Raw genomic sequence first — 23,301 nt, 5'->3', positions numbered from 1 at the left:
TATAGGCGGCGGTAATGTCAGTAGAGTAAAAAAAGATAGCAAGAATGGATGGTACCAATGAAAACAAATTTATTATTTAACCAAAAAACAGTATTTTCCTTTGAGGTTTTTCCACCTAAAAAAACGTCACCATTAGAGACAATTTATAGCACATTACGCGAATTAGGTTATTTTAAACCTGACTTTATTAGTGTCACTTATGGTGCTGGTGGTAGCTTAAATGGCCAAACTACAATTGATATTGCACATTCGGTTAAACATACTTATGGTATTGAAAGTGTCGCCCATTTACCAGGGATCAACTTCGACAAAGCCGAAATGCTAAAAATTCTTCACGACCTCAAATGTGCCGGAATTGATAATGTATTAGCATTACGTGGTGATATCAGTCCCAATGTACCACCAAAAGATGATTTTCGTTTTGCTAGCGAATTAGTTACCTTTATTAAAGAAAATGGTGATTTTAATGTTATTGGCGCATGCTATCCAGAAGGGCATCTTGAAGCAACGACGCTTAAACAAGATTTAATTCATCTAAAAGAAAAAGTAAATGCCGGTACCGATCAGCTAATTTCACAACTATTTTTTGATAATGATTATTTTTATGCTTTTTTAGATAAAGCACATGACATGGATATTAATGTACCAATTGAAGCAGGTATTATGCCCGTTACCAATAAAAATCAGATTGAACGCATGGTTTCAATGTGTGGCGTAAATTTACCTAAAAAGTTCAAACAGATGATGGAAAAATATGAACATCACCCTGATGCATTTCGTGATGCTGGTATTGCTTATGCTATCGATCAGATTGTTGATTTAGTCTCACAAAATGTTGATGGCATCCATTTATACACAATGAACAATAGTTACATTGCTAGACGTATTAGCGAAGCAGTATCAACATTACTTGCTGTGCCAAAATCTGCATAATGATTAGTAATAAATAAAAGTGGGGAAAGATTTGGAGAAATTGGTTGCGGGGGCTGGATTTGAACCAACGACCTTCGGGTTATGAGCCCGACGAGCTACCAAGCTGCTCCACCCCGCGTCAAAGAGGTGGCTATATTATATCAATAAAATAATAAAGCAATACCTTACTAGTCTAACTGTCCTTTTTTTACACATTCCTTAACAAATAAAGACAATTTATATACCAAACGGTATACACTCCTCAATATTTTTTACAACTAAACTTATTCTAGTTGATTATCCATTATGCTAATATTTAACCAATTAGCAAAATCATTAATTGGAAAAAGGAAAAAATATGTCAACTCAATATCATGGATCTTGTTTATGCGGTAAAGTTAAATTATCTGTGCCGTTTGCTAATACGGATTTTAGTGCATGCCATTGCCAAACTTGTCGTAAATGGAGTGCTGGACCTTTAATGACTTTAGCGCACAGTGGTGATTTAACGATAGAAGGACAAGAGAACGTTACCCATTTTAATTCATCACAATGGGCGGAAAGAGCATTTTGTAAAGAGTGTGGCTCTCATCTTTATTATCATTTAAAAGGTACGCAAAATTATTATATTGCTGCTTGGATCTTTGACGATATTAAGGATTTAAAATTCACGGCTGAAGTCTTTATTGATAAAAAACCAACTTGCTATGCGTTTGCTAATCAGACTCACAAATTAACTGAAGCAGATATTTTAGCAATGGCTGAAGGAAAGGCTTAAAAAATAAATTATAATTTAATCTATTTATAAAAAAAGACGAGCTATAGCTCGTCTTTTTGTTTATTGATAAAGTGCCTGTAACGGTATCACACTATCAGCAGGATCGTAATCCAAAGCTGCTGTCGTAGCATAAGCTGCATTCATAGTCGTATCATAATGAACCTTATATTGGATAGCACTACGGCGTAGGATTTTAGATGCTTCAATAGCCGCACGACCTGAAGTTGTGTTAAGAATATAACTGTACTCGCCATTTTTAATATGATCATGAATATTTGGCCGACCTTCATTCTCTTTTTTAACGATTTGGCAGCTGATACCTGCTTGTTGTAACAGTTTGGCCGTACCCAAGGTTGCATCAATCGTAAAACCATGCGCAATTAAACATTTAGCTACTTCTAATAGTCTTGATTTATCTTGTTCACGAACTGAAAGTAATGCTTTACCCGATTTTTTCATGTTAGATAAACTACCAAGTTGTGCTTTAGCAAAAGCTTCGGCAAACGTTTTACCAATTCCCATGACTTCACCGGTTGAGCGCATTTCTGGACCTAAAATAGGATCGACACCGCTAAACTTATTAAATGGTAATACCACTTCTTTAACAGAGTAATAAGGAGGCAGCACTTCTTTAGTCACATTCTGTTGTGCCAGCGATTTTCCTGTCATCACCCGAGCTGCAATTTTGGCCAATGGTAACCCTGTAGCTTTCGAGACAAAAGGTACCGTTCGTGCAGCCCGAGGATTAATTTCAATCAGATAAACTTGATTATCTTTTACTGCAAACTGTCCATTCATTAAACCTTTTACGTTTAGCTCGAATGCTAACTGTTTAGCTTGTTTACGCAGTTCAGCTAGAATTTCAGGACTTAATGTATAGGTTGGTAGCGAACAAGCAGAATCACCAGAGTGAATACCCGCTTGTTCAATATGTTCCATAATGCCACCAATAATAATTTGTTCACCATCAGCAATGACATCAATATCCACCTCGATTGCATCATCTAAAAAGTGATCAAGTAGTACAGGCGCATTATTTGACTCACTCACCGCTGTTTTAAAATAACGGCGTAAATCTTGTTCATTGTAAACAATTTCCATTGCTCGTCCGCCTAATACGTAAGAAGGACGAACCACTAATGGATAACCAATTTGCTCAGCTTTAATCACTGCTTCATCGAGATCAGTGACAGTAGCATTTACGGGTTGTTTTAACTGCAACTTATCAACGATAGCTTGGAAACGTTTGCGATCTTCTGCTTTATCAATGGCATCAGGCGAAGTACCAATAATCGGTACGCCTGCTTGTTCAAGTGCTCGGGCAAGTTTAAGCGGCGTTTGACCTCCATACTGCACAATTACCCCATCAGGTTTTTCAACATGAGCAATTTCAAGTACATCCTCAAGAGTGACTGGCTCAAAATACAGACGATCCGAAGTATCGTAATCGGTTGAAACAGTTTCTGGATTACAATTTACCATAATGGTTTCAAAACCATCTTCACGTAAAGCCAATGCAGCATGCACACAGCAATAATCAAATTCAATGCCTTGACCAATTCGATTAGGCCCACCGCCCAAAATCATAATCTTTTTACGATTAAATTGTGGTTGTGCTTCACACTCTTGCTCATATGTTGAGTAAAGATAGGCTGTATCGGTTGAAAATTCAGCAGCACAAGTATCCACTCGTTTATAAACTGAGTGAATATCATATTGCCAACGTAGATCTCGCACTATTTGTTCTTGGCAACCTAGGAGTTTGGCGATACGAAGATCGGAAAATCCTTTGCGCTTAAGCTGCCATAATGCCTCTTGATCAAGATCTTCAATCGTTTGCTGTTTTAAGCGATTTTCTATTTGGACTAACTCTTCAATTTGCACTAAGAACCAACGATCAATATGGGTTAATAAAAAGATTTCATCCAGCGTGAAACCAGCACGAAACGCATCAGCTAGATACCAAATACGCTCACTACCAGCTTCCTGTAATTCATAACGAATTTTAGTTAGATTCTTTTCATCACTATAATCATCGATTTTTTCGTCCAACCCACTGGCACCAACTTCTAGACCTCGAAGTGCTTTTTGCATGGATTCTTGGAATGTTCGGCCAATGGCCATCACTTCACCAACTGATTTCATTTGAGTAGTTAAGCGATCATTACAGCCAGCAAATTTTTCAAAATTAAACCGTGGGATCTTAGTAACGACATAATCAATAGTAGGTTCGAAAGAAGCAGGTGTTTTTCCACCAGTAATATCATTGCAGAGTTCATCAAGTGTATAGCCAACCGCTAATTTAGCCGCGATCTTAGCAATAGGAAAACCAGTTGCTTTAGATGCTAATGCTGAAGAACGCGATACCCGAGGATTCATTTCTATCACAATTAATCGACCTGTTTTTGGGTCAACCGAAAATTGAACATTTGAACCACCAGTTTCAACGCCTATCTCACGTAATACCGCAATTGAGGCATTACGCATAATTTGATACTCTTTATCTGTTAAGGTTTGTGCCGGTGCAACCGTGATTGAGTCGCCAGTGTGGATCCCCATAGGATCGAAATTTTCAATCGAACAAACAATAATACAATTGTCATTTTTATCCCGCACGACCTCCATTTCATACTCTTTCCATCCAATCAATGATTCATCAATAAGTAATTCATTAGTCGGTGATAAATCAAGTCCTCGAGTACATATTTCCTCAAATTCTTCTTGATTGTAAGCTATACCGCCACCGGTTCCCCCCATTGTAAAAGAAGGACGAATAATACAAGGAAAGCCGACTTGTTCTAATACCGCATAAGCTTCTGTTAATGAGTGAGCAATACCAGAACGAGCTGTATCAAGACCAATTTTTTTCATCGCCTGATCAAAGCGTTTGCGATCTTCCGCTTTATCAATCGCATCGGCAGTAGCACCGATCATTTCAACATTAAACTCTTTTAATACTCCCTGTTTTTCAAGCTCTAATGCACAATTTAATGCCGTTTGCCCCCCCATTGTCGGTAAAATGGCATCAGGTCGCTCTTTCTCGATAATTTTGCGCACACATGTCCAGTGGATAGGCTCAATATAGGTAGCATCAGCCATTTCTGAATCGGTCATAATGGTTGCGGGATTTGAGTTAACTAAAATGACTCGATAGCCCTCTTCACGTAATGCTTTACATGCCTGAGCACCGGAATAATCAAATTCACAAGCTTGACCGATAACGATTGGCCCTGCGCCAATAATTAGAATACTTTTAATATCTGTTCGCTTAGCCATGTTATTGCTCCTGCTTATAAATTTTAATTAATTCAATAAAGTGATCAAAAAGTGGCGCAGCATCATGAGGCCCCGGACTTGCCTCTGGATGGCCCTGAAAACTAAATGCTGGTTTTTGATTGTGATGAATACCTTGTAATGAACCATCGAATAACGATTTATGTGTAGCTCGTAAATGATTAGGTAAGGAATTTTCATCGACAGCAAAGCCATGATTTTGCGCAGTAATCATTACCCTATTATTTTCCAAATCTTTAACTGGATGGTTACCACCATGGTGACCAAATTTCATTTTGATAGTTTTAGCACCACAGGCTAGCGCTAACAATTGGTGTCCCAAACAGATACCAAAAACAGGAATATCGGTAGTCAGAAACTGCTTAATCGCGTCAATAGCATAAGTACAAGGCGCCGGATCTCCTGGGCCATTTGATAAAAAGATACCATCCGGATTTAATGCCAGCACTTCATCTGCTGGCGTTTTAGCGGGAACAACAGTTAACTTACATCCACGCGCAACTAACATCCTTAAAATATTTTGTTTAACACCAAAGTCATAAGCAACAACATGGTAAGGTAGTTCACTTTCTGCTTTTGGGATTGGATACTCTTGTTGAATTGTCCATATACTGCTGGTCCATGTATAACTTTTACTGCACGTCACATCTTGAGCCAGATCTAAACCACTTAAACCCTTATAATCTACTGCCTGTTGTTTAGCATTTTCTACATTATCAAGTAAGGTCTGTTTATCATTTGCGGTAATAATCACGCCATGTTGTGCCCCTTTTTCACGTAAAATACGTGTTAAACGACGTGTATCAATATCTGCTATTGCAATCACATTATGTTTTTTTAAATAACTTGAAAGATCCATTTCGCTGCGATAATTACTTACGATTAATGGTAAATCTCGAATAATCAATCCTTTTGCATAAACTTGCGTTGATTCGGCATCAGCACTATTGGTACCAACATTACCAATATGCGGATACGTTAATGTCACTATTTGTTCACAATATGAAGGATCAGTAAGAATTTCTTGATACCCTGTCATAGAAGTATTAAATACAACTTCACCAACAGTTTGGCCTTCAGCACCAATTGATTTACCAATAAATTGTGAACCATCTTGTAAAATAAGGAGGGCATAAGTTTGCATGATTAAACGACCTTTTGATTAAATAATCAATAATTATGAATAAAAATTCAATTAATTGTTTTCTAAAGAGACAATATTTGGCCATTTTATTACAATTTTTTAAACAAAAAAAGCGATATTATAAAAAATAATTAAACAATAAAGTCTAATTTTTTAGACTATTCCATAATTTAACACCAATATCACATAAATATGAAATGTTTAACTTGAAATTGCATAATTATTCAAATAAAATCTTAATAATTTTTTACGGCTATTAGGAGCTCTGTATGCACGGTTTTTATCAACGTCATTTTTTACGTTTACTTGACTTTACTCCAGCAGAAATCAATCAATTGATTAATCTAGCTATTGAATTAAAAAAAGCCAAAAAACAAGGTACCGAAAAACAACATTTAGTCGGTAAAAATATTGCGCTTATTTTTGAAAAAGACTCAACTCGCACTCGTTGTGCATTTGAAGTTGGTGCATTTGATCAAGGTGCACAAGTTACCTATTTAGGGCCAAGTGGCAGCCAAATTGGACACAAAGAATCAATTGCGGACACGGCTCGAGTATTAGGCAGAATGTATGATGGCATTGAATACCGTGGCTATGGGCAAGAAATTGTTGAAACCTTAGCTAAATATTCTGGTGTCCCGGTTTGGAATGGTTTAACCACTGAAGCACATCCAACTCAAATTTTAGCTGATTTTATGACCATGCAAGAACATATTGGTGAGCGAGCATTAAGCAGTGTTAAATTTGCTTATTTAGGTGATGCCCGTAATAACATGGGTAACTCATTAATGGAAGGTGCTGCACTTATGGGCATGGAAATTCGTTTGGTGGCCCCTAAAGCTTGTCAGCCAGAAGCAGAATTGGTACAAAAATGCCAAGAAATAGCTAAAACAACTGGCGCAAAAATCATTTTAACGCAAGACGTTGCTGATGGTGTTAAAGATGTGGATTTTCTATATACCGATGTTTGGGTATCGATGGGCGAACCAAAAGAAGTTTGGGACGAAAGAGTCAAATTATTAACGCCATATCAAGTAAATCAGGATGTCATCAATTTAACTGGTAATCCAGAAGTCAAATTTATGCACTGTTTACCAGCATTTCATGATATGAATACCACTGTTGGTAAACAAATGGCAGCTCAGTATGGTTTAAAAAATGGTTTAGAAGTCACAGATGAAGTCTTTGAATCTAAACATAGCATCGTTTTTGATGAAGCTGAAAACCGCTTGCATACGATTAAAGCAGTAATGGTTGCAACGTTAGCTAAAGACTAATAATATATTTGATTATCATCATTGCTTGCTTAGCTTAACTTGGCTAAGAAACTTTTTGCCGACCTAATGTCGGCATAATTTTATCAAAAGATTTTTATCATAATGACTAAAAAACAGCGCAATAAAGATTTTAGAAAGTACCTTAAGCTAACTAATCCCATTCACTTTTTGGCTGTTGGCTTAGGTAGTGGTTTATCGCCAATCATGCCGGGTACTATGGGATCATTAATGGCGATCCCATTATGGCTGTTATTCTACGGTTTAACGCCAACGTTATATTGGGTGTTTATTTTAGTAACCTTTATTTTTGGTTGTTTTGTTTGCCAAAAAACTTCAGATGATACTCATACTCATGATTCAGGCCATATTGTCTGGGATGAATTTGTCGGTATGTGGATAACTTTATTTTTTATTCCACAGATTTCGATTTTATGGGTAACGATTGCTTTTGTTGCATTTAGAATCTTTGATATGGCCAAACCTTGGCCAATCCGTTGGTTTGATAAACGTGTACCAGGGGGATTTGGCATTATGGTTGATGATGTGATCGCGGCAATCTTTTCATCATTATCGGTTTATCTTTTAACCTTTATCATTTAAAGATAAATCTATCTTTAAATGATAATTTCAATATGAAAATAAGGGTTACTTAGCATAGCAACCCTTAAAACATTTTTTGTGACCATCCTAACTTACTCGATAAATTATTAAAATAATCATAGTCTTTAGTATGGATTAAATTAAATTCATAATTGGAGCGACGGATTATCACATCTTGGGTTGGCCTAACCGGTAAAATAATTTGGCTATCACAAGCTATATTAAGATCCAAAGCGGTAGTTGGAAATTTAAGATGAATAGGATCATCACTCTTAATCACTAAAGGTCTAACTGCCAAAGAGTGTGGAAACATTGGCGTAATAATTAACGCATCTAAATGTGGCGCCAGTATTGGCCCGCCAGCCGATAGTGAATAAGCGGTCGAACCAGTCGGCGTGGCAATAATTAAACCATCAGCACGTTGTGAGAAAGCATTGCGCTCATTGATATACACATCATAATCAATCATATGCGCAACAGTATTGGGGGTAACCACAATTTCGTTTACCGCAAAACCAGAATTAATCAATTGACCATCACTATAGATAGATACTTCTAGTAAAAATCGTGAATCTTCGTCATATTCACCTTTAATAACCGGTGTTAATTGTTCGATGACATGGTCGTGAGAAATATCAGTTAAAAAACCTAAATTACCTCGATTCACCCCAATTACTTTGATTTTATAGTGTGATAAGTGACGAGCGGAACGTAACATATTACCGTCACCACCCACCACAATGGCTAAATCTGCTTGTTCACCAATAGTATCGAGAGATGCATAGACATTGCTAGGTAATTTAATATATTGAGCTAATCGATCTTCTACTAAAACTGCAATACCTAAGTTAACTAGCCAGTCATAAAGTACCTGATGAGTTTCTATCGCCTCTAACTTACGTGGAATCCCAACCAAACCAATACATTTAAATGGTCTACCCATAAAATATCCTTGTTCATTTTTGACTTAAGTATCATTATTTTTTAGTTATCAATTAAAAAACACGATATCATCTTATCGTTAAACTTGTAATAATAAAATTTGTCCCCATAATAACTGTTATTCACTAAGTTTTCGACTAAATTTGGAGTACCGTATGACAGAACAAGAGAACAATATGTCAGAAAATGAGACAAACATTGAAACCCCAGCTGAGCAAAGTACTGAAGAGCAAACCCCATCACAACCAAGTGTTGAAGATCAGTTAAAGGCCAAAGATGCTCGCATTAGCGAACTTGAACAAGCACTGCAACTTGCTAAGAAAAACGAGAGTGAAGCAATGATTCGTGCTCGTGCTGAAATCGATAATGTACGCAAACGTGTTGAACAAGATGTTGATAAAGCACGTAAATTTGCTCTTGAAAAATTCTCAAATGAACTTTTACCGGTGATTGATAATCTTGAACGGGCATTAGAATCTACCGATAAAAATAATCCTGAACATAAAGCAACGGTAGAAGGATTAGAGTTAACACTTAAATCATTTTTAGATACGGTCAAAAAATTTGGTATTGAAGTTATCAATACAGCTGATTCACAGCTAAATCCTGATCTGCATCAAGCAATTAGTATGGTTGAATCACCAGAACATCAATCAGGACAAATTGTTAATACTATTCAAAAAGGCTATACACTTAATGGCCGATTAATTCGACCAGCAATGGTAATTGTAGCTAAATAAAGTTAGGCTATATAGTAAAAAACCGCCAAAATAGCTGGCGGTTTTTTTTATCGATTTTTCTGCTCCTCACGAGTCAGTTTTCTCATCTTTTGTTCAATACGTTGTCGCTTTAATGGCGAGAGATAATCAACAAACAGTTTACCTTTTAAATGATCCATTTCATGCTGTATACAGATGGCTAACAATTCATCAGCATCGATTTCGTAAGGATTACCATTACGATCTAACGCTTTAATCTTGATTTTTTCCGATCTAGGCACAAATCCACGGCAGTCAGGTATCGATAAGCATCCTTCTTCAATGCCTGTTTCACCCTCTTGACTAATCACTTCTGGATTAATAATCACATAAAGTTGGCTTTTATCTTCTGACACGTCAATGACAATAATTTGCTCATGCACATCAACTTGCGTTGCGGCAAGCCCAATGCCATGTTCAGCGTACATGGTTTCAACCATATTATCGATAATTTCTTGTAGCTCAGGTGTAAAATTAGAGACAGGCTTAGCGACTGTGCGAAGTCGTTCGTCTGGGAAACGCAATACCGGTAAAATAGCCATAAATTCTTCGATCTACTCCTCAATTTGGTGTTTTCTCAATTTCGTATACATTGTAAACATTTATTATGCCCATGAATAGCCTTAGTTGGCTATTGGTAAAATATATCTAATCAATTCTAGATATGGTTCAAGCTAACGATGTATATAAAAGGACTGTAATGAGTAAATATGAATTTTTATTGCGAATTTCAATGCTTGGCCATAAAAGAATAAGATATTTTGAAAAAATAGGTCTATATTTTAGTGCTGGTCTACCTAATAAAATAAATAATGTACCACTATTATTGGAAAAGATAGGCGTTTGTAAAACTCTTCAAAGTCGTTTTTTTGCCATTTCCTATCTTCATTTTGAACCCATCCTTGATTGGTTAGCTACTGCTAACCCAGCTAAACATTTGATTGCTTATTGTGACTCAGATTATCCAACATTACTTAAACAAATCAGTTCACCACCGTTATTGCTATTTGTTATGGGTAATAAACAACTATTACACTCTCCACAAATTGCAATGGTGGGTAGTCGTGAATTTAGTGAATATGGCGCACAGTGGGGGCGCTATTTTGCTAGCGAATTAGCCATTAATGGTTTAACTGTTACTAGTGGGCTCGCTCTCGGTTTAGATGCCATTTGTCATCGTGGTGCACTAGAAGTATCCGGCAATACCATTGCTGTATTAGGTAGCGGTTTAGCGGAAATTACACCACGCGCCAATCTAAGATTGGCAAATGATATTTTAGCTCAAAATGGAGCGCTCATTTCAGAATTTAGCCCATTTGAAAAAGCAAGAGCAGTATACTTTCCTCGTCGAAATCGAATTATTAGTGGATTGAGCTTAGGGACATTTGTGCTTGAAGCTTCTGAGCAAAGTGGTTCACTTATTACCGCACGTTATGCTCTTGAGCAGAATCGTGATGTTTTTGCTTTACCTGGTGATATTGATAATCCAAATAGCCATGGTAGCCATTATTTAATCCAACAAGGCGCTTATCTGGTTACTAAACCAACCGATATTTTAGAACATTATAGTGGCTTTTTATCATCACTTAATCGACAGAATAATCATGAAAACAAAGAGGGTAATACCGTTTTATATCCAGAAATTTTTGCTGTTATTCATCATCAGCCTATTGCTGTTGATACAATCGCTACGCTAGTTGATTTACCCATTCCTGAGTTAACCATTAAATTATTAGATATGGAAATAGCTGGCTTAATTATCACCGTCACTGGAGGCTATATTCGTAACCGCACGATATAAAGTTATCGAAAAAATTGAGGAACGGGGTTTTTCAACATAAAAAACCGCTGTAAAAATACTGCGGTTTATTTTAAAAATAATAACGAAGAAGAACCAAGTTATTTATCGTCTACTTCAAGTGCAATTTCAGATAAGATAATGCCAGTATTATCAGCATAAACAAAATCACCCGAGAAGAAAGTTACACCGCCAAAATTGACACGAATATCAACTTCGCCAACACCTTGATCTTCTGCACCAACAGGAATTGCAGCTAGTGCTTGAATACCAATTTCAGCATCAGCAAGATAATCTACTTGGCGCACTGCGCCATAAACAATAATGCCTTCCCATTGGTTTTGTAGGGCAATATCAATTAATTCGGCATCTATCAATGCTCGACGCACCGAACCTCCGCCATCAATAACCAATACTTTCCCTGCACCATTGGATTGTAACACTTCGTACAAAATGCCGTTATCTTCAAAACATTTCACGGTGACAACTTGGCCAGAAAATGAAGCCACACCACCAAAGTTACTAAATATCGGTTCGACAACGTTCACATCTTCTGGGTAGTAATCGCAAAGAATTGATGTATCAAATTCCATGGTCGAGTCTCCTTATACAGTAATATCTATTCGATTCTAGTATAACGCTAACATGAAGTAAAACGATATAAATTTGGAATAAACGTGAGCTAGCTCAAAATAATACCTAAACAATAAAGTAAATTAGTCAATAAAGCAAGTTTGACCATTTGTACTAATAGTGGCACAGCGTCTTTATTCGTATTAAATTTAAACACCATGTACATATGTTTAAGATACAACGGCAGTGTTAATAAAAAGATACCACTGCAATAAGTGTGTAACTGTTGATAAGCAAATAAACCAAAGAAACATAATGATACAATTAACAAAACTAACTGATAACAACAACCATAAGTTTTACCAATCAGCACAATCAAAGTCCGTTTATGATGTTGTTTATCACTTTCATAATCACGCAAATTATTAATATTTAGCACTCCCACTGCCAACAAACCACTGGCTATTGCAGGAAAAACGATTGATGCCGATAAAGTTTTAGTCTGTAAATAATAACTGCCCATCACACCAACTAAGCCAAAGAAGATTAACACCGATAGATCACCTAAACCAATATAGCCATAAGGTTTTTTACCAACGGTATAAGTAATTGCTGCGATGATTGAAGATAAACCTAATAAGATAAAAATTAATAATTGATAAGCGTTATTACAGGCTAACCAAAGTAGAGTCAATCCAGAACAAACACACAATATAATGGTGATCCAGATAGCTATTTTTAACTGATTAAGAGTGATTAGACCTAGCTGTAAACCACGTTGATGGCCGATTAAATTGTGTTTATCGCCACCTTTAACCGCATCACCATAATCGTTGGCTAAATTGGATAAAATTTGTAACAACGCTGCAGTAATCATTGCTAACAACATAATAATTAGATCAAAAGAATGTTGCCAATACGCAAGCGCATTGCCCAACAAAATAGCAGAAAACGATAAAGCTAATGTTTTCGGACGTAAACTAATAATCCATGGATAACATTTATTGGCCATATAACTGTTTTTTTGCGAAAAAATCAATCATTCATCATATCAGTAATTGATAGTATATTCATCCATTAGCACTAACTAATAGATGGTTTATTATCAATTTTTTTATTATTGGAATGCATAAATTTCTTTATTTTTCTGATGTATCCTCTGATTTTACCCTCTCGCAATGCTGCAATAAAAAAGCCTAACGAACCATAAATTGCACCAAGAAATAGAATCATAAAGATATTAAATAAATTATCTGACAAACCTAATCCCATCTGATTTACTCCAGCAATCATATTGGTTGCCCAAGTTGATGGTAACATCCGTGATACCGTTTGTACCCATAACGGCATGGCATCAAGTGGCCATATGGTACCGGATAGATAAAATACCGGTGTTGTCAAAAAAGCTAAAGTTAAGTAAATCATCTCGGTTCGATGTAAACATTCAGTCAGTAATTTACTTAAGCCTAATACGCCTAATAATAGCGGAAATGTCATCACCAAAATAGCTGGAATGCTAGCTAATTGCCGATAACCAAGCACCCATGGCCATAATCCAAATAGGACTAAAGACAAAAATAGCCATATCGGAATAAGACCACACAAGCTACCAAATATGACAATTTTTGGTGGTTTTCCTTGTGGCAGTGAATGCAAAGTTAGATTAGTTCGTGTTGTTGCTATTAAAAAGGTATGTTGCAATAACATGACTAACAAGCCAGGAAACGTTATCGCTGCAAAACTGATACCAGCATTATAAAGCGGCATAGTTTGCCCTTTAATTGGTGATAATATGATATTAATTTGTGGATCAGAAAAACCACTATTCCGCATCACACGGGTATTATATTCGGTCAATATTTGTTGATATATTCCTCTAATATCCACCTGTATCAGACCATTTGCTAAACGGCTGGAGGCATCACCATAAGCAGGGATTGTTACATCTTCACCATTCAATAGTCGCTTTTCAAAATCCCGCGGAATGGTGAACACCGCAAATAACTTACGGCTGTTAATATCATCATAGGCTTGCAATGAATTTTCATAAGTAAGCACATCAATTTTGGAACTGGTATTTAAAGAACGAATCAGACTTCGACTGGTGGTAGTATGATCTTGATCAACAATCGCAACCGGCAAATTGGTGATGGTACCATTCACATAGACTAAACTCATTAACGAGACAGATACTAATAGCAACAGCCACATTGGTCGCATTAGCATATAAAAAAACATTTTTACTGCTGAAGATAGAAATAGCTTAAGCATGCCAATATAGCCTCTTACTGTGAATGTAAACGTTTGACTAAACGTTTTCTTACTAATACTGTAATAATTATTGGATAGATCATTAAAATAGCGCAGGTTTTCAATACCGATATATAGCTAGAATGCCGTAAAAATAGATCGAATAATTTATTAAGCGCATAGGTTAAAGGTTCAAGGGACGAAATAAATCTCGCTATCCATGGCATTGACAATTCTGGCACAACCACCCCCGAATAAGTTAATGCCAATCCAACTAACACCCCAATATAGGTATAAGCATCTAATACATTTTTGGTAAACGAATAAAGTAAAATACCGATACTTTGTGCTGCAATTACATAAAAAAACACCACTAGCATCATGGCGAATGGCGAACCTGATACCCTAGCATCAGAAAATAACACTAACATTGCTATTTCAAACATTAACAACATAGTATACCAAATGGTATAAGGTGCTAATTTACCCAAAACAAACGGATAATTAGGCCGAGTTCGCTTAGGCAAGCGAGATAAAATATAAATAGTTGTTGTTACAACAAATAATTGTAATAAATGTACAACTGCAGAAAATTGCTGAAAGTACATTGAGTTACCACTGGCATTAAATAGCCCATCATAATTGAAATTAACTTGTGCAAGTTTCGGTACCGGCAAACCAATACTTGTTGCCATTGTGGTACGATATTGAGTGTTTAATGAGGCTATTAAACCTGAATAATCCATTATAGAATAGAGGCCAGCACTATAGTATAAAGCATTATAATAGAGCATCGGTGTTGGTTGACGTCCTGCTAACACATCAGCTTCAAAATTAGGCGGAATATACAAAATAGCGTAGATTTTTGCTTTTTCTAAATCGCGTTCTGCGCTCTTAAGCTGATTATCATAATTGAATAAATTTGCATGCGCACCAGCATTAAGATCGCGAACAATTTCACGAGATAAAGTACTTTTATCTTGATCGACATAGCCTACTGGCAGATCAAATAACACACCTCGGTAAAATATACTACTGATGATCACAAAGATAATCAGCGGTAAAATCCACATTAACCAGTGGAAAGTAAAGCGCTTAAATATATCTGGGATTTCATCGTTAAATGCGTCTTTAAAGCGATGCCAGAAGTCTAAAATTAGTCGTCGATTTTCCATAATGTACTCATACCTGCACGTAAGCCTTCTACAGGTTTAGTTGGATAAAGTCTAATTTCAAACGTTTTTAAATCAAAATCACCCGTCGCTCGCGTTGCCCGTTTAGTCGCATAATCTCCCATTGGTGCAATAAAACGAATTTCAGCTTCAATTTCTTTATTACCAAGCGCAGGAACTTCCAGCTTAACATGATCACCTTTGTGAATATTAGGCATAATATTTTCACGCAGATTAAACACAAAATAAGCTTGCGGTAAGCGAATAACCGTTAATAGTGGACTATTAGGATTAAATAGCTCGCCAACTTCAGCAGGAATTGAACCTACCTCCCCATCTACTGGCGCTTTAACTTGCAAATCATCATATTGGATCTGTAGTTGTTTAAGCTGCTCTTCAGCCTCTTTTAATTTAGCATTATAGATTTCACGTTGTTCAACCCGATCGCCATTTTTGGCTTGATCTAAATTAGCTTGAGCTGACAACACTTGTTGATAAGCCGCATCGCGAGTTTTTAGCGCACTATCTAATATTGATTGCGAGACAAAGCCTTTGGCCGAAATCGCTTTGTTACGATTGTATTCTTTAGAAGCATTATCGTAAGCAACTTTAGCTTGTTCAAGTAATGCTTCATAATAACGAATACTCTCTTCACGAGTACCATTTTGAGAAAGTTGCACTTGTGCTTGCGCTTGCTCCCTAGCTGCTTCAGCGGCTTTAACTTGCGCTAACAATTCAGGACTATCGAGTGTAATTAAGATGTCATTTTGCTTAACATCATCACCTCGATTGACATGAATAGTCTGCACTCGCCCCTTTGCTTTTGAGGAAATGCTAACATTAGGTGCATCCACTTCACCTTGCAAAATTAGCTGGCTACTATGAGCACGAATTAAAATCGTCATTGAAATTAAAATAACAATCAATGCAACTACAATAAAAATTTTTTTATTCATATATTTTTTAGATTAATAAGTATCAGATAAGACCTAAACAACTAGGATAATTGTATGTAATAAAGAATTAGCATACTTCAATTACAAATATTATATCATGGGATATCGTGCTGAATTTAAACAATCAAAGCTATATTTTATGCTCAAATAACAATTAGAAGGAATTATTTACAACTATATTACAGATTATTCTATTTTAGCCTTAGATAAATTTCAATAATTGTAAACCATCATTTTAATAGATTTTATTTATAAATGTTATCAGTCAAAAGAAATAGATAAAAACCTACTTATTTAGTATGATATTTTTAATTGAAATAATAAGGCTTAAAATATGCAAAAAATAATTATTATTGGCGGTGGTGCTGGCGGTTTAGAGCTTGCTACCGACCTAGGCGATAAATTAGGCAAAACGGATAAAGCTCAAATTACCTTAATTGATAAAAACAGTTATCATTTATGGAAACCACTATTACATGAAGTAGCAACTGGTGTACTTGATGAGCAAGTTGATAATATTTATTATGCATCGCAAGGACAACAGCATAATTTCGAATTTACTCAAGGTACCTTCACCAACCTTGATCGCAACCAAAAGCAAATTAGCATTATCAATCATAACGATGAAACTGTTCTTGTTGATTATGATATTTTAGTTATTGCTATTGGTAGCACCTCCAATGACTTTGGTACCCCTGGAGTGAAAGAACATTGTATCTTCTTAGATGACCAAAATGCTGCTATTCGCCTACGTGAAACCTTAATTAATAAATTTACTGGTTTTTGTTCGATCATTGATGACGATCAAACCACAAAAGAAGATAAAATTCATATTGCTATCGTTGGCGGTGGGGCGACTGGAGTCGAATTAGCTTCTGAACTACCTCATATGGTGGAAACATTTGGTGCTTGCGGTCGTAATAAAATGTGTTCCGATCTATTAGATGTTTCAGTCATTGAAGCAACCGATCGTATTTTACCGGCTTTACCAGAAAAAACCGCAGCTAGTATTACTAAAACACTTAAAAAACAAGGGATTCATGTATTAACCAATACTATGATTACTAAAGCGGAAAGCGATGGATTTTATCCGAAAGAAGGTGAAACCATTAAAGCCGATATGATGATTTGGACTGCTGGCGTTAAAGCGCCTGATTATTTAAAAGAGATCGCAGGTCTAGAATCAAGCCGATCAAATCAATTAGTGGTAAAACCAACATTACAAACATCTCGTGATGACAGTATTTTTGTTATTGGTGATTGCGCATACGCAATGCAAGACAATGGTCATGCTTCACCACCTACCGCTCAAGCAGCTCATCAAATGGCAAAAGTTTGCTATGAAAATATCGTTAGATTATTAAACAACCAATCATTAAAAACATTTAAATACACTGATAAAGGTACTGTGATTTCATTACATGATACCGCTGAAGGTGTAGTCAAATTAATTGGTAATAGTGAAATGGGAGTGAGAGGATTTTTCGCTTTAATGATCCACAAACTACTCTATCGTATGCATCAAGCAAGCTTACTTGGTATTTTTAAAACTATTCGTTTTGCCAGTGCTAGCAAATTTATGTATAAAACCAAATCAACTTCGATTTTTAGTAATCGTGATTAATTGCTAAAAAATATTTAACAGCTACTGAAAAATTTTGTTAAGTAGCTGTTTTCGCTTATACTATTATCTTAATTACAACTATTTAGATAATAGATGATGCGTTTTATTTTCATTTTTAGTTTACTTTTCGCTAGTTACACAGCTATAGCAAATTATCAGCCACACGATGGCGATATTATTTTCCAATCTTCTCAATCAAACCAAAGTAAAGCCATTGAGCAAGCAACAAATTCACCTTATAGTCATGTAGGAATAATTTTTATTAAAAATGGCAAACCTTATGTTTTTGAAGCCGCAAGTAAAGTTATTTATACCCCGTTAGATAAATGGATAAATCGTGGCAAAAATAAAACATATGTGATTAAACGATTAAAAAATCATCCATTATCTCAGCAAGAAATTACCAGTTTAAAACAAGTCGCCCATAAATTTGAAAATAAACCTTACGATATTTGGTTTGGTTGGGATGACAAATATATTTATTGTTCAGAATTAGTGTGGAAAATTTATAATCGAGCGCTTAAATTAAAAATTGGTCAATTACAAACAATTAAAGATTTTAATTTATCATCGCCGGCGGTTAAACAAAAACTAAAAGAACGTTATGGTAATAACATTCCATATCAAGAAACAGTGATATCACCGGTTGCGATATTTAATTCACCACTACTTAGCATAGTTGATAAGCGCGATTAAATTAGTAATAATCTTTTTATTGGTGCAAAGCTTTTACGATATAGATGATTCACGCCATGTTGTTCAATGGCGTTTAAATGATCTTTGGTTGGATAGCCTTTATGTTTGGCTAAACCATATTGAGGGTATAACTTATCAAGCTCAACCATTTCACGATCACGCGTCACTTTGGCTAAAATCGATGCAGCACTAATTTCAGCCACTAACAGATCGCCTTTAACCACTGCTTGGGTTCGAATACCAAAATTAGGGCAACGATTACCATCAACTAATACATAATTTGGTTTAATGTTTAAGCCTGACACCGCTCGTTGCATCGCCAACATAGTAGCATGTAGGATATTGAGTTCATCAATCTCATCTACAGATGCCCTAGCCACACACCATGCTAATGCATTTTTTTTAATAACATCGAAGAGCGCTTCACGTTTTTTTTCTGACAATTTTTTCGAATCAGTTAATCCAACAATAGGGTTATTTGGATCTAAAATAACAGCAGCAGTAACAACATCACCACAAAGTGGACCACGACCGACTTCATCAACACCAGCAATTAACGTTGCATCTGGATAAGTAAATTTTAACAATTAGAGGGATCCTTTAATACATCTAACACCGCTTGCGCAGCTTGTTCATCAGCATTACAACGAATTTGTTTATGCAAAGCCAAAAATGTTGCTTTTAATTCGCTATTATCACTTTTTAACAAGGGAACAATATGGTTAGCAATATTTTCTGGCGTACAATCATGCTGTAGTAATTCCGGAACAATTTCCTTGCCAGCAAGAATATTCGGTAATGAAACATAAGGTGTTTTAATTAGTTTTTTCGCCAACCAAAAGGTGAAAGCCTTCATTTTATAGCCAACAACCATTGGGCATTTAGCCAGCATACACTCAAGTGCCACTGTTCCCGAAGCTAAAATTGCAGCATTACTGGCAATCATCGCTTCCCGAGCATGACCATCTAATAATTGCAGATTAAGTTTTGGTGCAATCTCTGCCTTTATTTGTTCAAATTCCGCTCTTCTTTTACCATTTACTAACGGAACTACAATATGCAGATCAGGAAATTTATCACGTAACAATTGCGCTGCTTTTAAAAAAGGTTCAGATAATAACGTTACTTCGGCATGACGACTACCGGGCAATAAGGCTAAGCATTGGCAATCAACAGGAATACCTAACTGTTGACGCATAGCTGTTTGATCGGGTTCGAGAGGAATATCATCGGCCATTTTATGACCAATAAATCGACAAGGTACATCAAATTTATCATAAAAGGCTTTTTCGAAAGGAAGAAAAGCTAAAATCAAATTAGTATTGCGTTTAATCTTAAATACCCGCTTTTGTTTCCACGCCCAAACAGAAGGACTGACATAATGAATCGTTTTAATACTAGCTTGTTTAAGCTTACCTTCTAAAGAGAGATTAAAATCCGGTGCATCAATACCAATAAAGACATCGGGTTTGAGATCAATCAAACGTTTAGTAATATCACGACGAATAGCTAAAATACGCCGTAGCCGACCTAATACCTCGACAATCCCCATCACTGATAGCTCTTCCATTTCATACCAAGCTTGACAACCTTCAGCTTGCATTCGTGGACCAGCAATACCGACAAATTTAATATTAGGATGATGTTTTTTAAGAGTACGAATTAAACCAGCACCGAGAATATCGCCAGATGTTTCACCGGCGACCAGAGCAATTGTTAACTGCTTATCTGTCATTAACGGATAATGCCTCGGGTTGAACGATCAAAAAAGTCAATAAACAGCTGCACTTCTGGGTGCTGTTTAGCAAGCGTTGCAATTTCAACTTTAGCATCGTCAAGCGTTAACCCATTTCGATATAGAATTTTGTATGTGTTACGGATGGCTTGTAGTGCTTCTTTACTAAAGCCTCGACGTTTCAAGCCTTCATAATTGACGCCATGTGGTGTTGCGTGATTTCCTTGAGCAATAACATAAGGAGGTACATCTTGAGCAACGCCAGAACAACCGCCAACCATAACGTGAGAACCGATTACACAAAATTGGTGTACTGCTGTCATACCGCCAATAATCACATGATTATCTAACTGAACATGACCACCAAGTGTGGCATTATTAGCTAAAATACAACGATCACCAATAATACAGTCATGCGCAACATGGGCATTAATCATCAATAAATTATCACTGCCTATACGGGTTAATTCACCTCCTTGAACGGTACCACGATGAATCGTCACACTTTCACGAATCATATTGCGATCACCTATTTCGGTGCGAGTTGGTTCACCACGATATTTCAGATCTTGGTTAACTTCACCAATTGAAGCAAATTGATAGATTTGATTATTTTGACCAATTTTGGTGTGTCCGTTAACCACTACATGTGATTTTAAAAAGGTACCATCACCTATTTCAACATTTTCACCAATATAACAAAAAGGCCCGATTTTGACATTATCACCAATCTTTGCCCCCTTTTCTACTACTGAACTTGGGTGTATTTCCGTTGCCATAGCAATTCCTTAATACGTTTGGGATATTTCAAAATCAAAATTATTTACGAGCACACATCATCTCTGCTTCGCAAACTAATTTGCCATCGACGGTTGCAACACCATGGAACAATGCAATGCCTCGACGCTCTTTAATATATTCAACATCAAGCATAATTTGATCACCTGGTACCACCGGTCGTTTAAAGCGAGCTTTATCAATTGAAGCAAAATAATAAAGTTGACCTGGTGACAATTCTTCAATACTTTTAAACGCTAAAATTCCAGTTGCTTGTGCCATCGCTTCTAAAATCAATACGCCAGGAAAAATAGGTTTATTCGGGAAGTGACCTTGGAAGAATGGTTCATTTACAGTTACATTTTTAATGGCTTTTAATGTTTTACCTTTCTCATAACTAATTACGCGATCAACCATCAAAAACGGATAACGGTGTGGAAGTAAACTGATAATTTCTTCAATATCAAGGGTATTAAGTTCGGTAGTCAAAATAGCTATCCTTATACATTATTTTCTATAAATTTTTTCTATTATAACTGAGGATACCACTTTCACTCAAGGAGTGATTTAAACTGCAGATTTTAAAATTTGTGCTGACTAAAAAATCAAATAAATGCAATAAATTATCTAAATGATATGTAAATACTATTTTATACTATATTAGATCATATATAATAAGTTTAATATTTAGCTAAAAAGATGTTTAACCTGGAGAGTAGAATGAAATCATTTATAAAAATGACATTAGTAAGTAGTGCTATCGTACTAGCATTAGCTGGCTGTGATGACAAAAAGACCACCGAAGAAAACAAAGCACCAGCAACAACCACTGCAACGGCAAATAGTGCTGAAAATACCAATGCGACAGAAAGCAAAACTGAAGCAGCTACTGCACAAAACTCAGCAGATAAAGCGACAATTTCAACTGATGCGCAAAAAGAAGCCTATGCATTAGGTTCTTCATTTGCTAATTATATGAAATCAAATTTAGAACAAAATGAAGTAACTGCCGATCAAGAATACCTAATCAGTGGTTTTAATGAAACCATGCGTGGTGCCTCACAACTTAACCAAGATGAAGTTAAAAATGTATTAGATGCATTTGGTAAACGAATTCAAGAAGAAAGCCAAGCTCGTTTTGAAAAACAAAAAACTGAAAATACTGCTGCTGGTGAAAAATACCGTGTGGATTTTGCTAAGCAAGAAGGTGTAATTAAAACTAAATCTGGTTTAATGTATAAAGTCATTAATGAAGGAACTGGTCGTCATCCGACAGCAGAAGATACTGTTATTGTCCATTATGTTGGTACATTAACAGATGGTCGTACATTTGACAGTTCTTATGATCATAATGAACCAGCAACTTTCCCACTTAATGGGGTAATTAAAGGTTGGACAGAAGGTATCCAATTAGTTGGTGTCGGTGGTAAAATTAAACTAGTTGTGCCACCTGAATTAGCATATGGTGACCAAAGTTTCCCAGCTCAAGGTGATAAAGCGAGAATTACACCTGCATCAACTTTAGTTTTTGACGTTGAGCTACTTGGTATTGATAACGATAAGGAAGAAATTCCAGCATCAGCTCCTTCTAAAGCAGATCAAGCTAAATAATAACTAGCAGCAAACTAATTTGATGAAACCATTAAATTATACACTGGTTATTATGGGTCCCGCTTATGGGACCCAATCTGCTTATTGTGCCTTTCAATTTGCTCAAACATTACTTTCAAGTAGCAACCATTCGATTGCTAACATATTTTTCTATGCTGATGGCGTTTATAATGCTAACTGTTATAGTGATCCAGCCAATGATGAATTTGATTTAGTCAAAGCTTGGCAGAGCTTAGCAAAACAATATTCGTTAAAACTAACTGTTTGTGTAGCTGCCGCGCAAAGACGTGGTATCGGTGTAAATAATCTTGCCGAACATTTTGAATTAACCGGCCTTGGCGAGTTAAGTGAAGCTGTAGCAAGTTCAGATCGAGTTCTACAATTTTAAATAATAGGCAGATAAC

At 36.1% G+C, this 23,301-nt stretch carries 23 protein-coding genes and 1 tRNA gene; 10 read left to right on the top strand and 14 right to left on the bottom strand.

The window, feature by feature from the left end; all coding sequences use genetic code 11:
• The first annotated feature begins 57 nt into the window (after window positions 1-57).
• Window positions 58-933 (top strand): methylenetetrahydrofolate reductase [NAD(P)H], encoded by an 876-nt coding sequence (metF, locus tag H3S74_RS09160; RefSeq protein WP_065579112.1) that lies wholly within the window; start codon window positions 58-60, stop codon window positions 931-933.
• A 41-nt stretch (window positions 934-974) separates the two neighbouring features.
• Here metF and H3S74_RS09155 read toward each other — a convergent pair.
• A tRNA-Met gene (locus H3S74_RS09155) sits at window positions 975-1,051 on the bottom strand.
• A 219-nt stretch (window positions 1,052-1,270) separates the two neighbouring features.
• Between H3S74_RS09155 and H3S74_RS09150 the strand changes: the two genes are divergently transcribed.
• Window positions 1,271-1,690 carry a GFA family protein gene (locus H3S74_RS09150; protein WP_025316813.1) on the top strand — a complete coding sequence of 140 codons (420 nt, stop codon included), beginning with the start codon at window positions 1,271-1,273 and terminating at the stop codon, window positions 1,688-1,690.
• Between the two features lie 60 nt (window positions 1,691-1,750).
• Here the strand turns inward: H3S74_RS09150 and carB are convergent, their stop codons facing one another.
• Both carB and carA read right to left on the bottom strand, forming a co-directional pair.
• Window positions 1,751-4,966 (bottom strand): carbamoyl-phosphate synthase large subunit, encoded by a 3,216-nt coding sequence (carB, locus tag H3S74_RS09145; protein WP_198222563.1) that lies wholly within the window; start codon window positions 4,964-4,966, stop codon window positions 1,751-1,753.
• 1 nt (window position 4,967) lies between these two features.
• Window positions 4,968-6,128, bottom strand: a complete 1,161-nt coding sequence (gene carA / locus H3S74_RS09140) for a glutamine-hydrolyzing carbamoyl-phosphate synthase small subunit (protein ID WP_198247719.1) — start codon at window positions 6,126-6,128, stop codon at window positions 4,968-4,970.
• 269 nt (window positions 6,129-6,397) lie between these two features.
• Between carA and argF the strand changes: the two genes are divergently transcribed.
• A complete protein-coding gene (gene argF / locus H3S74_RS09135) occupies window positions 6,398-7,405 on the top strand; it encodes an ornithine carbamoyltransferase (RefSeq protein ID WP_086363536.1) in 1,008 nt (335 codons plus the stop codon).
• 102 nt (window positions 7,406-7,507) lie between these two features.
• Window positions 7,508-8,005: a phosphatidylglycerophosphatase A gene (locus H3S74_RS09130; RefSeq protein WP_198201571.1), complete on the top strand. Its 498-nt coding sequence runs from the start codon at window positions 7,508-7,510 to the stop codon at window positions 8,003-8,005.
• A gap of 64 nt (window positions 8,006-8,069) precedes the next feature.
• Here the strand turns inward: H3S74_RS09130 and nadK are convergent, their stop codons facing one another.
• A complete protein-coding gene (nadK, locus tag H3S74_RS09125; RefSeq protein WP_198247718.1) occupies window positions 8,070-8,948 on the bottom strand; it encodes an NAD(+) kinase in 879 nt (292 codons plus the stop codon).
• Between the two features lie 154 nt (window positions 8,949-9,102).
• On the opposite strand from nadK, the gene grpE reads away from it, so the two are divergent.
• Window positions 9,103-9,687 carry a nucleotide exchange factor GrpE gene (gene grpE, locus H3S74_RS09120; RefSeq protein ID WP_086363534.1) on the top strand — a complete coding sequence of 195 codons (585 nt, stop codon included), beginning with the start codon at window positions 9,103-9,105 and terminating at the stop codon, window positions 9,685-9,687.
• Between the two features lie 47 nt (window positions 9,688-9,734).
• Here grpE and def read toward each other — a convergent pair whose 3' ends face one another.
• Complete coding sequence (gene def, locus H3S74_RS09115) at window positions 9,735-10,247, bottom strand: peptide deformylase (RefSeq protein ID WP_110448742.1); 513 nt, start codon at window positions 10,245-10,247, stop codon at window positions 9,735-9,737.
• Window positions 10,248-10,405: 158 nt separating this feature from the next.
• On the opposite strand from def, the gene dprA reads away from it, so the two are divergent.
• Window positions 10,406-11,506, top strand: coding sequence for a DNA-processing protein DprA (gene dprA, locus H3S74_RS09110; RefSeq protein ID WP_181414709.1), 1,101 nt, complete (start codon window positions 10,406-10,408; stop codon window positions 11,504-11,506).
• A gap of 98 nt (window positions 11,507-11,604) precedes the next feature.
• On the opposite strand, the gene rraA is transcribed toward dprA, so the two are convergent.
• The 5 genes from rraA to H3S74_RS09085 all read right to left on the bottom strand — a co-directional run bounded on the left by rraA (window position 11,605) and on the right by H3S74_RS09085 (window position 16,454).
• The gene (gene rraA / locus H3S74_RS09105) at window positions 11,605-12,096 is read right to left on the bottom strand and encodes a ribonuclease E activity regulator RraA (protein WP_086358333.1); all 492 of its coding nucleotides are present in this window, start codon (window positions 12,094-12,096) and stop codon (window positions 11,605-11,607) included.
• 89 nt (window positions 12,097-12,185) lie between these two features.
• Window positions 12,186-13,088, bottom strand: coding sequence for a 1,4-dihydroxy-2-naphthoate polyprenyltransferase (locus H3S74_RS09100; protein WP_198192459.1), 903 nt, complete (start codon window positions 13,086-13,088; stop codon window positions 12,186-12,188).
• A gap of 71 nt (window positions 13,089-13,159) precedes the next feature.
• Window positions 13,160-14,347, bottom strand: coding sequence for an ABC transporter permease (locus H3S74_RS09095; RefSeq protein WP_110448745.1), 1,188 nt, complete (start codon window positions 14,345-14,347; stop codon window positions 13,160-13,162).
• Between the two features lie 14 nt (window positions 14,348-14,361).
• Complete coding sequence (locus tag H3S74_RS09090; RefSeq protein WP_086363528.1) at window positions 14,362-15,501, bottom strand: ABC transporter permease; 1,140 nt, start codon at window positions 15,499-15,501, stop codon at window positions 14,362-14,364.
• Window positions 15,483-16,454, bottom strand: a complete 972-nt coding sequence (locus H3S74_RS09085) for an HlyD family secretion protein (protein ID WP_065579101.1) — start codon at window positions 16,452-16,454, stop codon at window positions 15,483-15,485. Before H3S74_RS09085 ends, H3S74_RS09090 begins: the two co-directional genes overlap by 19 nt.
• Before the next feature lie 334 nt (window positions 16,455-16,788).
• On the opposite strand from H3S74_RS09085, the gene H3S74_RS09080 reads away from it, so the two are divergent.
• Both H3S74_RS09080 and H3S74_RS09075 read left to right on the top strand, forming a co-directional pair.
• A complete protein-coding gene (locus H3S74_RS09080) occupies window positions 16,789-18,078 on the top strand; it encodes an NAD(P)/FAD-dependent oxidoreductase (protein WP_198247717.1) in 1,290 nt (429 codons plus the stop codon).
• A gap of 96 nt (window positions 18,079-18,174) precedes the next feature.
• On the top strand, window positions 18,175-18,774 hold the full coding sequence (locus H3S74_RS09075; RefSeq protein ID WP_370547591.1) for a YiiX family permuted papain-like enzyme: 600 nt from the start codon (window positions 18,175-18,177) through the stop codon (window positions 18,772-18,774).
• Here H3S74_RS09075 and rnhB read toward each other — a convergent pair.
• Genes rnhB through fabZ form a run of 4 tightly spaced genes read right to left on the bottom strand, consistent with a single transcriptional unit; the run spans window position 18,771 to window position 21,775 of the window.
• Window positions 18,771-19,361 (bottom strand): ribonuclease HII, encoded by a 591-nt coding sequence (gene rnhB / locus H3S74_RS09070; protein WP_110448749.1) that lies wholly within the window; start codon window positions 19,359-19,361, stop codon window positions 18,771-18,773. The genes H3S74_RS09075 and rnhB overlap by 4 nt on opposite strands.
• Window positions 19,355-20,509, bottom strand: a complete 1,155-nt coding sequence (lpxB, locus tag H3S74_RS09065) for a lipid-A-disaccharide synthase (protein ID WP_110448750.1) — start codon at window positions 20,507-20,509, stop codon at window positions 19,355-19,357. Before lpxB ends, rnhB begins: the two co-directional genes overlap by 7 nt.
• Window positions 20,509-21,288: an acyl-ACP--UDP-N-acetylglucosamine O-acyltransferase gene (lpxA, locus tag H3S74_RS09060; RefSeq protein WP_110448751.1), complete on the bottom strand. Its 780-nt coding sequence runs from the start codon at window positions 21,286-21,288 to the stop codon at window positions 20,509-20,511. Before lpxA ends, lpxB begins: the two co-directional genes overlap by 1 nt.
• 40 nt (window positions 21,289-21,328) lie before the next feature.
• The gene (fabZ, locus tag H3S74_RS09055; RefSeq protein ID WP_110448752.1) at window positions 21,329-21,775 is read right to left on the bottom strand and encodes a 3-hydroxyacyl-ACP dehydratase FabZ; all 447 of its coding nucleotides are present in this window, start codon (window positions 21,773-21,775) and stop codon (window positions 21,329-21,331) included.
• A 231-nt stretch (window positions 21,776-22,006) separates the two neighbouring features.
• Here fabZ and fkpA point away from each other — a divergent pair, with 231 nt between their 5' ends.
• Both fkpA and tusD read left to right on the top strand, forming a co-directional pair.
• Complete coding sequence (fkpA, locus tag H3S74_RS09050; protein WP_198247715.1) at window positions 22,007-22,897, top strand: FKBP-type peptidyl-prolyl cis-trans isomerase; 891 nt, start codon at window positions 22,007-22,009, stop codon at window positions 22,895-22,897.
• A gap of 22 nt (window positions 22,898-22,919) precedes the next feature.
• Entirely contained in the window at window positions 22,920-23,285 is a 366-nt protein-coding gene (gene tusD / locus H3S74_RS09045; protein ID WP_198247714.1) for a sulfurtransferase complex subunit TusD, read from the top strand.
• Window positions 23,286-23,301: the final 16 nt, after the last annotated feature.

The sequence above is a fragment of the Gilliamella sp. W8126 genome, assembly GCF_016102185.1.
Lineage (GTDB): Bacteria > Pseudomonadota > Gammaproteobacteria > Enterobacterales > Orbaceae > Gilliamella > Gilliamella apis_A.
The sequence above is the reverse complement of the archived record's forward strand: the minus strand, read 5'-3'. Positions and strand labels throughout refer to the sequence as shown.